The organism is Streptomyces sp. NPDC044003 (assembly GCF_056435185.1).
Genome location: NZ_JBWKFA010000005.1, coordinates 203,285 through 215,525 on the forward strand (window position 1 = coordinate 203,285; position 12,241 = coordinate 215,525).

Genomic DNA, 12,241 nt, shown 5'->3' on the forward strand with positions numbered 1-12,241 from the left:
CTCAGGAATTTGGCGCGGCCGGAAACATCGACTACAACACCACCCACACCGAAAACACGGCCAACGACCGTGTGAGCAGAGATGGGTGAACAGGTTGGCTCAAATCATCGACAACGGTTCTGCCGCGTCCGGCAAGCGGTGGACTGTCCGCTACAGGGAGCCGGGCGGACGCACCGGACGCCAGCGGGAGAAGTCGTTCGCCCGGAAGAAGGACGCGGTCGACTTCGGCACCAAGATGGAAGGCGACAAGCGCGAGAACATCTACGTCGACCCCGACGCCGGCAAGGTGTCGCTCCGCCGGTACGCGGACGACTGGCTCGCGAAGAAGACCGCTTCCGCCGGCACCCTCGAGTCGTACGAGCGCATCGTCCGCCTCCACGTGGTCCCCCACCTGGGGAGCAAGATGATCTCGCAGGTCACCGCGGCGGACGTCGAGGGCCTGTACGCACGTTGGCGCCGGGATGGGGCGGCCCTCAACACCATCGAGTCCCGGCACATCGCCCTCTCGGCTCTGTTCTCCCACGCTGTGCGCCACAGGCGGATTCCCGTGAATCCCATGACGCAGGCCGAGAAGCTGGAGAACCCTGTCATTCCTGTCGACGACAGGAAACTTCCCAGCTTCGACGAGATAACCGCCATCGCCAAGGAGATCGGACCTCGCCTGTCTCCGGCGATATGGCTCATGACGTGTTGCGGACTTCGCATAGGGGAATCTCTGGGAGTCTTCCCGGAGGACATGCGCGACGGCACTCTCCGAATCCGGAGGCAGGTAACTCGCTACAAGGACGCCTCCGGAAAGTACACGCCGAAATATGCCCCGCTGAAGCATCGGAAAGAAGGCGAGTGGCGCGACATACCCGTGCCTGCTTCCCTTGAGCCGTTCATCGACCGGCTTCCGATCCGCAATGCGAGCGGCGGAATGCCGTATCCCGGCCTTCTGCGCAAGTCGTGGGACCGCACCATCAGGCGGCTCGATCTTCCTGCATACAACCCGCACGACTTGCGGCATAAATGGACCACCGTGGCCCTGACCAACGGAGTGTCCATTCACGAGGTGTCTCGCTGGCTCGGACATCGTTCGATCAAGGTCACGGTGGACCGGTACGGCCACCTCACGCAGGACGGCCAGGAGCGCTGCCGTCAGGTCGTCGAGACGACCGTCGGGCCGCACATGCTCACACCAGGCCGAGTGCCTGCAGTGCGCGGTGCTGACTTGGTGCTGACTTGACCGGCCAGAAGATGTAGCAGACACCGCCCGTACCGCTTCTGACCTTGCCGTTTGCGTCATAACGCTTGGTCCGCAGCCAGATGTTCTCCCACTCGCGCCGCCGGTAGACCCTGCGGACGGCCTCGTTGCTGGGTGAGGCGGGGTCGTTGGCGATGATGTCGCCGTCGGCCGTGAAGCCGATGACGGTCATCAGGTGGCCCGAGGTGCCGTAACCGGCTCCGGTCAGTTCCTCCTTGCGGAAGGACTGGGACGTTATGGCCGGGATGCCGGCCTGGATCAGCGATTCGAGTTCCGTGAGCGAGCGGAGCCGGGTGACCGCCGCGTTCATGTCGGGGTAGGCGGCCGCGTAGGCGGCGTTGAAGGGCCAGTTGCCGCAGCCCTGGTACTGGTGGTCGTAGGTGAAGCGGGCCGCGTGGCAGACCTGTGGGTCGGCGAAGGCCGGGTTCACCCAGGCCAGCTGGTCCGCCGTGGGCCGGCGGTCCCAGTACTCGACGATCATCTGGGAGGAGGTCGGGCTGCACCAGGCCTCGCCGCCGTTGTCGTACTCGGGGTACTGGCCGACGTGGGTGTTCTGGGAGTAGCGCGGGACGGTCAGCTCGTGGTCCAGGCCCGGCTCGGTGGCCGGGACGGTGAAGCGGTCCGGGATGTCCGAGGCCATGGCGCCCAGTCGCCAGACCGTGGGGGTGAGGTCGCTGCCCGGGGTGCGGTACAGGGTCAGACGGAGGCGGTACGAGCTCAGCCGCAGGCCGCTCGCCGCGTCGTCGATGGCGAAGGTGTCGGTCCAGACGGTGCTCCTGCCGTCGGTCTGGTCGTCGACGGAGGTGCGCCGGATGTCGTCGTCGCCGGAGGCCCAGCGGCCGAGCACGTACCAGGGGGTGGTGCCGGCGTCGGAGTACGTGCCGGACAGTTCGACCTGGAGCCAGGTGCCGGGGGGTGTTTCGGCGTTCCAGGAGGCGATGACCTCGGTGGCGGGCACGGCGGGGGTGTGGACGGGCGAGGTCCACGTGGCGTACTCCCAGGCGGAGGTGCGGCCGGTGTGCGGGTCGGTGTAGTCGAGCCGTCCGGCGGGGGTGGCGAGGACCAGGCCGGGGCGGTGGCCGGCGACCGCCTTCGTACCGGCCGTCGTGCCGCACCTCCAGTCCGTGTACGAGGACCAGAAGCGGTTGTCGACGAGGCCGGCGGCGGGGGCGTGGCCCCGCTCGCCGCCGTCGGCCGCGCAGTCGGAGACGGCGCAGTCGGGGCCGGACGGTGCGGTGGGGACGGCTGCGGTGGCGGAGCCGGCGGTGGCCGTCCCCGCGGCGGCCGCGAGCGCCGCGGCCAGGACGGTTCTGCGCGGGGTGGAGCTGGTCATGGGCGGTGACCCCCAGTCGAGAACGGTGGGCGTACGGAACTGTGGACACACATGGCTGTTGCGCGTACGGAACGGTGCCGGCGGGCCTGCGCGGGCCCACTATCCCGGCTCCCGCAGGCCCTCCGCCAGCACTTCGACCCGCGTCGCCGCACCAATATTGGTCTCCACCACTGGCGGCGGTACCTCGCTGACCTGCGGCGGTCCGCCCCTCCCCTACCCTGGGCCCCATGAACGACCTCGACCGCGCCGCCCATGCGCTGCTCCGGCTGCCACCCTCCTGCGGGCCGGTCCGGCTGATCGCGGTCGACGGTCACGCCGGCTCCGGCAAGTCCACCCTCGCGGCCCGTCTCGCCGCCGCCCTCGGCGACGCCCCCGTCCTCCACCTCGACGACCTCGCCACGCACGAGGAGCTCTTCGCGTGGACCGGCCGGCTGCGGGAGCAGGTCCTGGAGCCGCTGTCGCGCGGCGAGACCGCCTCCTATCACCCGTACGACTGGCGGCTTCGGCGCTTCGGGGAGGCGCGGGCGCTGCCCCCGGCGCCGGTGGTCCTCGTCGAGGGCGTGGGCGCCGGCCGGCGGCTGGTACGGCCGTTCCTGGCGTGGCTGCTGTGGATGGAGCGCGATGCCGAGGAGTCCTGGGAACGGGGGCGCCTGCGGGACGGGCCGGAGCAGGCCTCCTTCTGGGACGACTGGACCGTGGCGGAGACTCGCCATTTCGCCGAGGACCCCTCCCGGCCCTTCGCCGACACCCTGGTACGGGAGTGCCCCGAGGGGTACGACTGGCTTCCCGGGCCGTCCGTGACAGCGGGCACGCACCAGATCATCACACACAGTGATGGCGTCATGTCCGTGAACTGAGCGGGTGGAAGTCCGCTTCCGCAAGTGCCTCAACTTCGCTTGACCGACGGGGCGCACAGGTCTTACGTTCTGAATGTGCGGCTTTTCGGAGCTGCCGCAGACACGAAGCCCCCGGTTGTTCCCCCGTGATCGGGGGCTTCGTTCTGCCCTCGGAAGCCCCCTCAGAGCCCTCTCCGAGCCCCCTCCGGGCCCTCTTCCACCCCCTCCGCGCCCCCTGATGCTCACCCAGGGTCACCGCTTCCGGATCATGCGCTTCTCCTTAAGCACGCACCCCCTGCGCAGGTACGATGCCCCCAGGTGCGGTCAAATCCCGTCCATGCGAAGACGGTTGTGGGGGACTCGATGGACATCGGCACGCAGGGCTCGCAGGCCCCGGCCGAGCTCGCCTGGCTGCGCGGAGTCGACGCCTACACGATGGGCGCGTATCCGCAGGCGGAGGACGAGTTCCGGACGGCGGTACGGATCGATCCCGGGATGGCGGACGCCTGGCTCGGGCTGCACGCACTCCGGGTCGACACCACGACCGCGCTGCTGCGCATGTACCGCAACCGCGACCGCTTCGGCGAGCAGCGGACCCGGTACCGGCGCACCCTGAACTCCTGGTACTGGCTCGGCTGGTGGGTGCAGCCGGTCCTGGAGAGCCCGCGCGACCTGCTGCTCGCGCACGCCTCCCACTGGCTCGACGGCCGCCATGTGCCGGAGCTCGACCGCGCCCTCGCGGGCCTCCCTCCGGTCGACACCGACCCGCAGGTGCGCTTCCTGCACGCCTGCCGCGCCTATCTCGTCAAGGACTGGGACCAGCTCGTCCGGCACACCGAGTCCCTCGTCGACGATCCGCTGCTCGGCATCGAGGCCGGACTCTTCGGCGGCATGGCCCGGGTGCGCCTGGAGATGTACAGCCAGGCCGAGCCGCTCCTCTCCGCCTCGCTGATGCGGTGCCGCAGCGAGCAGCCGCAGCGCAAGGAGCTCCGGTACTGGCTCGCCCGGGCCCACGAGGGCACCGGGCGCAGCGCCGCCGCCCTGCCGCTCTACCGCGCGGTGCACCGGATCGACCCGGCGTTCATGGACACGGCGGCGCGGCTCGCGGCGATCGCCGAGTACGACGGCTTCGAGGGCTACGACGGCGTCGACGACCCGGCCGGGCTCGCGACCGTCGCGACGAGCGCCCTCGGCGGGGGCCTCGGTCAGGACGCGGTGGACACCGTGCCGGGTGCCGAGCCCGACCCCGGCGCACTCGGCGACGGGCTGCGGCTCGCGCCCGAACCGGTGCCGCCCACCGCCCCCGTCGCGCCGCCGGAGACCGTACGGCAGAAGGCGCCGCTGCCCGGCCAGCCGATGCCCCCGCGCTTCCCGGCGGGGCCCACCGATCCGGTGCTCCTCGCGGAGGCGCTCGCCGAGCTGGAGGGCATGGTCGGGCTCGAACCGGTGAAGCGCCAGGTCAAGGCGCTCTCGGCGCAGCTGGAGATGGCGCGGCTCCGCGCCGGACAGGGTCTTCCGGTCCAGCCGCCCAAACGCCACTTCGTCTTCTCCGGCCCCTCGGGCACCGGGAAGACCACGGTCGCCCGGATCCTGGGGCGGGTCTTCTACGCCCTCGGGCTGCTCGGCGGCGACCATCTCGTGGAGGCCCAACGGGCGGACATGGTCGGCGAGTTCCTGGGCCAGACGGCGGTCAAGGCCAATGAGCTGATCGACTCGGCGGTCGGCGGCGTGCTCTTCGTGGACGAGGCGTACGCGCTCTCCAACACCGGCTACAGCAAGGGCGACGCCTACGGCGACGAGGCCCTCCAGGTGCTCCTGAAGCGGGCCGAGGACAACCGGGACCATCTCGTGGTCATCCTGGCCGGCTACCCCGAGGGCATGGACCGGCTGCTCAGCACCAACCCCGGTCTGTCCTCGCGGTTCACCACCCGGGTCGACTTCCCCTCGTACCGGCCGCTGGAACTCACCTCCATCGGCAAGGTCCTGGCGGCGGCCAACGGGGACGGCTGGGACGAGGAGGCCCTCGACGAACTCCGCTCGATCAGCGGGCACGTCGTCGACCAGGGCTGGATCGACGAGCTCGGCAACGGGCGCTTCCTGCGCACCCTGTACGAGAAGTCCTGCGCCTACCGCGACCTGCGGCTCTCCGGATACCCGGCGACCCCGAGCCGGGAGGACCTCGCCACCCTCCGGCTCGCCGACCTCATGCAGGCCTACGGCGAGGTCCTGTCGGGCCGCGGTCCGATCGACCGCGGCCCCCAGCAGGAGCCCCCGGGGTACTAGGCCGTGGCCGGGCATCCGCGCGGACCGGGTGGATGCGCGACTAGCCTGGGGCCATGGGCAGGACTGGTCTGACCGGACTGTTCCTCAGCGGAGACGTGATGCTCGGCCGGGGAATCGACCAGATCCTTCCCCATCCCCTGGACCCGTCCCTGCCCGAGCGGTACGTGCGCGACGCCCGTGACTACGTGACCCTCGCCGAGGTCCGCTCCGGGGCCGTGCCCCGGCCCGTCTCCCCCACCTACCCCTGGGGGGACGCGCTCCGCCTGATCGACGACACCGGGCCGGACGTCCGGGTGGTCAATCTGGAGACCTCGGTCACCCGCCACGACGAGCCGTTCCCCGGCAAGGCCGTCCACTACCGCATGGCGCCGGCCAATCTGCCCGCACTCAGCGCCGTCCGCCCCGACGTGGTCGTCCTCGCCAACAACCACGTCCTCGACTACGGGAGGCACGGGCTCGACGACACCCTCGACGCCCTCGCCGGCGCCGGGCTGCGCGCCGTGGGCGCCGGGCGGAACGCCCAGGAGGCCGCCACGCCCGTGGCCGTGCCGCTGCCGGGCGGACGCCGGCTGCTCGTCCACGCGCTCGGCCTGGAGTCCAGCGGGGTGCCCTCCGAGTGGGCCGCCACCGACCGCAGCGGCGGGGTGCACTACGCCGCCGGGCCCTACGACGCGACAGCGGTCCGGCTCGCCGACCGGCTGCGGACGGACCGGCGCCCCGGCGACCTGGTGCTGGTCTCGGTCCACTGGGGCTCCAACTGGGGCTACACCCCCGACCGCGCCCAGGTCTCCTTCGGCCACGCCCTCGTCGACGCGGGCGCCGACATCGTGCACGGGCACTCCTCACACCACCCGCGCCCCCTGGAGGCGTACCGGGGAAAGCTCGTCCTCCACGGGTGCGGCGACCTCGTCAACGACTACGAGGGGATCACCGGGCAGGAGCGCTACCGCGACGACCTGCGGCTGCTGTACTTCGTCACCGTCCACGACGAGGACGGCTCCCTGGCGGAGGTGCGACTCGTGCCGCTGCGCAGCCGACGGCTGCGGCTCGAACGGGCCCCGCGGGAAGACGCCCGGTGGCTCCAGGACGTGCTCGACCGGATCAGCCGTCCCTTCGGCATGCGGATCGCCTCCGCACCCGAAGGGGAGGACGGCGGACCGGCCCTGACGGCCCGGCCCGCGTGACGGCCCGCGGGGACGGGAGCGTGCAGGCGGCGGCAGGGCAGGGCTTCACCCACTGCACCACCGCCGTCGGCAGCACCGCTACGGCCGACCGTACGCGCCGGGCGGGCCGGACCCGGTGGACCCGGCGAACCCGACGGACCCGACGGACCCGGCCGACCCGACGGACCCGGCCGACCCGGCCGACAAGCCCTAGCCCTAGCCCTAGCCCTAGCCCCGGCAGGCCCTACCCCCGGACCGGCACAGGAGCCGGTCCGGAAGGCGGCTGGACCCGGTGCGCTGGGTCGCGGACCTCGCCCACCAGCATCTCCAGGACGTCCTCCAGGGCGACCAGGCCGAGGACCCGGCCCGAACCGTCCGCGACCTGCGCCAGATGGGTGGCGGCGCGGCGCATCACGGTGAGGGCGTCGTCGAGCGGCAGCTCCGCGCGGAGCGTCGCCATCGGGCGCCACAGCCGCTGCGGCACCGCCCGCTCCCGCTCGTCCAGGTCCAGGACGTCCTTCACGTGCACGAAGCCCATGAAGGTCGCCCGGCCCTCGGCGCGGACCGGGAACCGGGAGTACCCGGTCCGTACGGTCAGCTCCTCGATCTCGCGCGGGGTGACCGACGGCGGGACCGTGACGAGGGAGGCCGGGGCGATGAGGACGTCCGTCACCGGGCGGCTGCCCAGTTCGAGGGCGTCCTCCAGGCGCTCCTGCTCGACCGGGTCGAGCAGGCCCGCCTGGCCCGCGTCCTCCACGAGCCGGCCGAGCTGGGCGCTGGTGAAGACGGCCTCCACCTCGTCCTTCGGCTCGACCTTGAACGCCTTCAGGACGAGCCGGGCGCAGGCGCCGAGCGCGGCCGTGACCGGCCGGCAGAGCCGGGCGAAGCCGACGAGACCGGGCGCGAGCCAGAGGGCGGTGCGCTCGGGGTCGGCCATCGCCAGGTTCTTCGGGACCATCTCGCCGATGACGAGGTGGAGGAAGACGACCGCGGCGAGGGCGATGACGTAGCCGAGCGGATGGATCAGCCCCTCCGGGACACCGATCGTGTGGAAGACCGGTTCGAGGAGATGGGCGACGGTCGGCTCGGCGACGGCGCCGAGCGTCAGGGAGCAGACGGTGATGCCGAACTGGGCGGCGGCCATCATCTGCGGCAGGTTCTCCAGGCCGTGCAGGACCTGCTTGGCCCTGGCGCCGCCGAGCGGCTCGATCTGGCTGCGCCGGACGGAGACGAGGGCGAACTCGGCCCCGACGAAGAAGCCGTTGGCGAGGACCAGGAGGACGGCGAAGAGGAGTTGCAGGGTGCTCATCGGCCGGCCTCCGCGGGGACGGGCACCGAGGCCGCGGACGCCACGACCGGGCCAGGGCCGGAGACCGACGTCCCGACCGGGTCCGCGCCGGAGATCGACGTCCCGGACAGGGCCGAGTCGTGGGCCGACGTCCCGGACAGGGCCGAATCGTAGGCCGACGTCCCGGACAGGGCCGAATCGTAGGCCGACGTCCCGGACAGGTCCGAGTCGTGGGCCGGCGTCCCGGTCGCCTCCGTGTCCGGGGCCGTACGGACGATCCGTACCCGTTCGGCGCGGTAGCGGTCCACCTGGCGCACCGAGAGCCGCCAGCCGGGGAGCTCGGCACGGTCCCCGGGGGCCGGGATGCGGCCGAGGAGGTCGGCGACGAGCCCGGCGACGGTCTCGTACGGCCCGTCGGGCACGTCGAGGCCTATCCGGCGCAGGGTGTGCACCCGGCAGGAACCGTCCGCCTCCCAGGCGGGACGGCCGTCCTCGGCAGGGGCCGCGGCCAGCTCGGGCCGACCGGCGGCGGCGGTGTCGTGCTCGTCGCGGACCTCGCCGACGAGCTCCTCGACGATGTCCTCCAGGGTGACCACTCCGGCCGTGCCTCCGTACTCGTCGACGACCACCGCGATCGGCTGCTCCCGGCGCAGCCGCTCAAGGAGCGTCTGGGCGGGCAGCGTCTCGGGGACGAGGAGCGGCGGGACCGCGATCCGTCCGACGGGGGTGCGCAGGCGGGCGTGCGGGGCGACGGCGAGCGCGTCCTTGAGGTGGACCATGCCGACGATCTCGTCGATGCGGTCGCGGTAGACCGGGAAGCGCGAGAGGCCGGTGGCCCGGGTGAGGTTGAGGACGTCGGCCGCGGTGGCGTCCCACTGGAGGGCGCTGACCTTCACGCGCGGGGTCATGACCTGCTCGGCGGTGAGGCCGCCGAGGGACAGGGTCCGTACGAAGAGGTCGGCGGTGTCCTGTTCGAGTGCGCCGGCCTGGGCGGAGTGCCGGGCCAGCGAGACGAGCTCGCCGGGGGTGCGGACCGAGTCCAGCTCCTCGGTGGGCTCGACGCCCAGGAGCCGTACCAGCCGGTTGGCGACCCGGTTGAGCAGGGAGATCACCGGTCGGAACAGTGCCGAGAAGCGGCGCTGCGGGGTGGCGACGAAGCGGGCGACCTGGAGCGGCCGGGAGACCGCCCAGTTCTTCGGCACCAGCTCGCCGACCACCATCTGGACGGCGGAGGCGAGCAGCATGCCGATCACCACCGAGATCCCGGAGACGGCCCCTTCGGGCAGTCCGGTCGCGGTCAGCGGCCCGTGGAGGAGTCCGGCGAGCGCGGGCTCGGCGAGCATGCCGACGACCAGCGAGGTGATCGTGATGCCCAGCTGGGTGCCGGAGAGCTGGAAGGAGAGCTCGCGCAGCGCGGTGACGACGGTGCGGGCGCGCCGGTCGCCGGCGGCCGCGGCCCGCTCGGCCTCGGCGCGCTCGACGGTCACGAGACCGAACTCGGCGGCCACGAAGAAGCCGTTGGCGAGGATCAGGAGGAAGGCCGCGAAGAGCAGCAGAAGGGAGATGATCATGCCGCCGCCTCCAGGGAGGGGGCGGCGCAGGTACTACCGGACGATCCGTCCATTGCTGGAGGGAGTCACTCCTCGGGTCGAAGGGTGGTGTCTCGCGGGCCGCGGCTGCGGCCCTGCACACGCGAGACGGTGGTGCCGCTCGGCACCACCGTCTCCAGAGTAGTCACGTGAACGCCCCGAGTGGCAGGGGGTCGGCCCCGGATGGGGGACGGATCGGGGTTTCCCCCAGCCCGGCCCCGGCCCGGATCGGGGATTCCCCCAAGCCGGATCGGGGTGTCAGCGGGTTTCCGCGCTCGTTCCGCGGCTGTCCGCGAGGGCCCGCAGGGCGCGGGCGTCGCGGATCGCCGATTCCTTGGCGATCCCGGGCTGGATGCCGAGCGCGGGCATGCTCGTGCCGTCGCTCAGGTCCAGGAACACCCAGGGGTCGCCGGGGCGGAGGTTGACCTTGAGGATCTCCGCCCAGGCGAGGCGCCGGCTCCTGGTGATGTTGACGACCGTCACGCCGTCCTCGTCGGCGACGACCTTGGGCCGGCTCAGGAGGACCAGGACCCCGGAGAGCAGGGCGGCGGTGAAGACGAAGCTGGCCCGCTCCCCCGGTCCGAGGCGCTCCAGCATCAGCGCGACGGCCGTGATGACGACGAACATCGCGAGACCCATGGTCAGCAGGATCGCCCGGGTGCGACCGGGGCGGAAGGTGACCGGGAGGTCGGGCGTCGTGGACTGCGACATCGGGGGTTCCTCAGTGCCTGGTGGGACGTGCGGGCCTGGCAGCCGTCAGAGGCGGCAGGCGTGGATGGCGGTGGTGAGGATGGCGCGGGCGCCGATCTCGTACAGGTCGTCCATGATCCGCTGCGCCTCCTTGGCGGGGACCATCGCGCGGACGGCGACCCAGCCCTCGTTGTGCAGCGGGGAGACGGTCGGCGACTCCAGGCCCGGGGTGAGGGCGACGGCCTGCTCCAGGTGCTCGGCCCGGCAGTCGTAGTCCATCATCACGTACGAGCGGGCGACGAGGACGCCCTGGAGGCGGCGCAGGAACTGCTGCACCTGCGGGTGGTCGTCCGAGGCGCCGTGGCGGCGGACGACGACGGCCTCGGAGGTCAGGATCGGCTCGCCGATGACCTCCAGGCCGGCGTTGCGCAGGCTGGTGCCGGTCTCCACGACGTCCGCGATGACCTGGGCGACGCCCAGCTGGATCGCGGTCTCGACGGCGCCGTCCAGGTGGACGACGGAGGCGTCGATGCCCTGGTCGGCGAGGTGCTTGGCGACGATGCCCTCGTAGGAGGTGGCGATCGTCATGCCGCCGAAGTCCTCGGGGCCGTTCGCGGTGCCCGGGCGGGTGGCGTAGCGGAAGGTGGAGCGGCCGAAGTTCAGCGGGAGGATCTCCTCGGCGCTGGCTCCGGAGTCCAGGAGCAGGTCACGGCCGGTGATGCCGATGTCCAGCTTCCCGGAGGCGACGTAGATCGCGATGTCCTTCGGCCGCAGGTAGAAGAACTCGACCTCGTTGTCGGGGTCGATGACCACCAGTTCCTTGGACTCCTTGCGCTGGCGGTAGCCGGCCTCATGGAGCATTGCCGACGCAGGTCCGGAGAGGGAACCCTTGTTGGGGACGGCGATGCGCAGCATGGGGTGAGCTTCCTTTGCCTGGGAGTTTTGGGGAGGGTGAGACGCGTGTGCTCAGAGGTGGGCGTAGACGTCGTCGAGCGAGATCCCGCGGGCGACCATCATCACCTGGACGTGGTACAGCAGCTGCGAGATCTCCTCGGCGGCCGCTTCCTTGCCCTCGTACTCGGCGGCCATCCAGACCTCGGCGGCCTCCTCGACGACCTTCTTGCCGATGGCATGGACGCCCTTGCCCACGAGCTCCGCGGTGCGGGAGGTGGCAGGGTCGCCGGTCTCGGCCTTGAGCTTGAGCTCGGCGAAGAGCTCTTCGAAGGTTTTGTTCGCCATGATGGTCCTAAGAGTACGGGGTAAGGGTCGCGTACTTAGCGCCAGGGTTCGCTGACCGTGCGCAGCGTCGTCGCGGTGGCGACGGCGGCGGTGACGGCCTCGTGGCCCTTGTCCTCGCTCGATCCTTCGAGGCCGGCGCGGTCGAGCGCCTGCTCCTCGTTGTCGACGGTGAGGACACCGAATCCGACGGGTACGCCGGTGTCGATCGAGACCTGGGTGAGGCCGTGGGTGACGCCCTGGCACACGTACTCGAAGTGCGGCGTTCCGCCGCGGATGACGACGCCGAGCGCCACGATGGCATCGTAACCGCGCCCGGCGAGGACCTTCGCCACGACCGGGAGCTCGAAGCTGCCGGGGACGCGCAGGAGCGTCGGCTCGTCGATGCCGAGCTCGCTGAGGGCGCGCAGGGCGCCGTCGACGAGACCGTCCATGATCTTCTCGTGCCACTGCGCCGCGATGACCGCGACCCGGAGGTCGCCGCAGTTCTTCACGCTGAGGACGGGTGCGCCCTTGCCGCTCATGTCTCTCCTAGCCGATGAAACGATTGGCCGTTCAGCCGATTCGTACGTACGTG

Annotated in this window: 11 protein-coding genes; 4 read left to right on the forward strand and 7 right to left on the reverse strand. The window is 71.5% G+C overall.

Annotated features, from left to right (window positions below):
* Positions 1 to 85: 85 nt before the first annotated feature.
* Positions 86 to 1,228, forward strand: coding sequence for a tyrosine-type recombinase/integrase (locus AC07AW_RS21360; RefSeq protein WP_478817065.1), 1,143 nt, complete (start codon positions 86 to 88; stop codon positions 1,226 to 1,228).
* Here AC07AW_RS21360 and AC07AW_RS21365 read toward each other — a convergent pair.
* Positions 1,176 to 2,579 (reverse strand): peptidase C39 family protein, encoded by a 1,404-nt coding sequence (locus AC07AW_RS21365; RefSeq protein WP_478817066.1) that lies wholly within the window; start codon positions 2,577 to 2,579, stop codon positions 1,176 to 1,178. The genes AC07AW_RS21360 and AC07AW_RS21365 overlap by 53 nt on opposite strands.
* Before the next feature lie 227 nt (positions 2,580 to 2,806).
* Between AC07AW_RS21365 and AC07AW_RS21370 the strand changes: the two genes are divergently transcribed.
* The 3 genes from AC07AW_RS21370 to AC07AW_RS21380 all read left to right on the forward strand — a co-directional run bounded on the left by AC07AW_RS21370 (position 2,807) and on the right by AC07AW_RS21380 (position 6,882).
* Positions 2,807 to 3,436, forward strand: a complete 630-nt coding sequence (locus AC07AW_RS21370; protein ID WP_478817067.1) for a uridine kinase family protein — start codon at positions 2,807 to 2,809, stop codon at positions 3,434 to 3,436.
* A gap of 342 nt (positions 3,437 to 3,778) precedes the next feature.
* The gene (locus AC07AW_RS21375) at positions 3,779 to 5,698 is read left to right on the forward strand and encodes an AAA family ATPase (protein ID WP_478817068.1); all 1,920 of its coding nucleotides are present in this window, start codon (positions 3,779 to 3,781) and stop codon (positions 5,696 to 5,698) included.
* Between the two features lie 53 nt (positions 5,699 to 5,751).
* Positions 5,752 to 6,882 (forward strand): CapA family protein, encoded by a 1,131-nt coding sequence (locus AC07AW_RS21380; protein WP_478817069.1) that lies wholly within the window; start codon positions 5,752 to 5,754, stop codon positions 6,880 to 6,882.
* Between the two features lie 223 nt (positions 6,883 to 7,105).
* Here AC07AW_RS21380 and AC07AW_RS21385 read toward each other — a convergent pair whose 3' ends face one another.
* The 6 genes from AC07AW_RS21385 to ribH form a co-directional block, all read right to left on the reverse strand.
* Positions 7,106 to 8,170: a hemolysin family protein gene (locus AC07AW_RS21385; protein WP_478817070.1), complete on the reverse strand. Its 1,065-nt coding sequence runs from the start codon at positions 8,168 to 8,170 to the stop codon at positions 7,106 to 7,108.
* Positions 8,167 to 9,720: a hemolysin family protein gene (locus AC07AW_RS21390; RefSeq protein WP_478817071.1), complete on the reverse strand. Its 1,554-nt coding sequence runs from the start codon at positions 9,718 to 9,720 to the stop codon at positions 8,167 to 8,169. Before AC07AW_RS21390 ends, AC07AW_RS21385 begins: the two co-directional genes overlap by 4 nt.
* Before the next feature lie 276 nt (positions 9,721 to 9,996).
* Positions 9,997 to 10,449 (reverse strand): PH domain-containing protein, encoded by a 453-nt coding sequence (locus AC07AW_RS21395; protein WP_478817072.1) that lies wholly within the window; start codon positions 10,447 to 10,449, stop codon positions 9,997 to 9,999.
* A 45-nt stretch (positions 10,450 to 10,494) separates the two neighbouring features.
* A complete protein-coding gene (gene hisG, locus AC07AW_RS21400) occupies positions 10,495 to 11,343 on the reverse strand; it encodes an ATP phosphoribosyltransferase (RefSeq protein ID WP_017242191.1) in 849 nt (282 codons plus the stop codon).
* 51 nt (positions 11,344 to 11,394) lie between these two features.
* Positions 11,395 to 11,667 (reverse strand): phosphoribosyl-ATP diphosphatase, encoded by a 273-nt coding sequence (locus tag AC07AW_RS21405; protein ID WP_116162050.1) that lies wholly within the window; start codon positions 11,665 to 11,667, stop codon positions 11,395 to 11,397.
* Between the two features lie 35 nt (positions 11,668 to 11,702).
* A complete protein-coding gene (gene ribH / locus AC07AW_RS21410; RefSeq protein ID WP_024760819.1) occupies positions 11,703 to 12,188 on the reverse strand; it encodes a 6,7-dimethyl-8-ribityllumazine synthase in 486 nt (161 codons plus the stop codon).
* Positions 12,189 to 12,241: the final 53 nt, after the last annotated feature.

Excerpts from the sequence above, each read along its gene's own strand:
- AC07AW_RS21365 (WP_478817066.1), bottom strand. The coding sequence starts at position 2,579 with ATGACCAGCTCCACCCCGCGCAGAACCGTCCTGGCCGCGGCGCTCGCG.
- AC07AW_RS21370 (WP_478817067.1), top strand. The coding sequence starts at position 2,807 with ATGAACGACCTCGACCGCGCCGCCCATGCGCTGCTCCGGCTGCCACCC.
- AC07AW_RS21375 (WP_478817068.1), top strand. The coding sequence starts at position 3,779 with ATGGACATCGGCACGCAGGGCTCGCAGGCCCCGGCCGAGCTCGCCTGG.
- AC07AW_RS21380 (WP_478817069.1), top strand. The coding sequence starts at position 5,752 with ATGGGCAGGACTGGTCTGACCGGACTGTTCCTCAGCGGAGACGTGATG.
- AC07AW_RS21385 (WP_478817070.1), bottom strand. The coding sequence starts at position 8,170 with ATGAGCACCCTGCAACTCCTCTTCGCCGTCCTCCTGGTCCTCGCCAAC.
- AC07AW_RS21390 (WP_478817071.1), bottom strand. The coding sequence starts at position 9,720 with ATGATCATCTCCCTTCTGCTGCTCTTCGCGGCCTTCCTCCTGATCCTC.
- AC07AW_RS21395 (WP_478817072.1), bottom strand. The coding sequence starts at position 10,449 with ATGTCGCAGTCCACGACGCCCGACCTCCCGGTCACCTTCCGCCCCGGT.
- hisG (WP_017242191.1), bottom strand. The coding sequence starts at position 11,343 with ATGCTGCGCATCGCCGTCCCCAACAAGGGTTCCCTCTCCGGACCTGCG.
- AC07AW_RS21405 (WP_116162050.1), bottom strand. The coding sequence starts at position 11,667 with ATGGCGAACAAAACCTTCGAAGAGCTCTTCGCCGAGCTCAAGCTCAAG.
- ribH (WP_024760819.1), bottom strand. The coding sequence starts at position 12,188 with ATGAGCGGCAAGGGCGCACCCGTCCTCAGCGTGAAGAACTGCGGCGAC.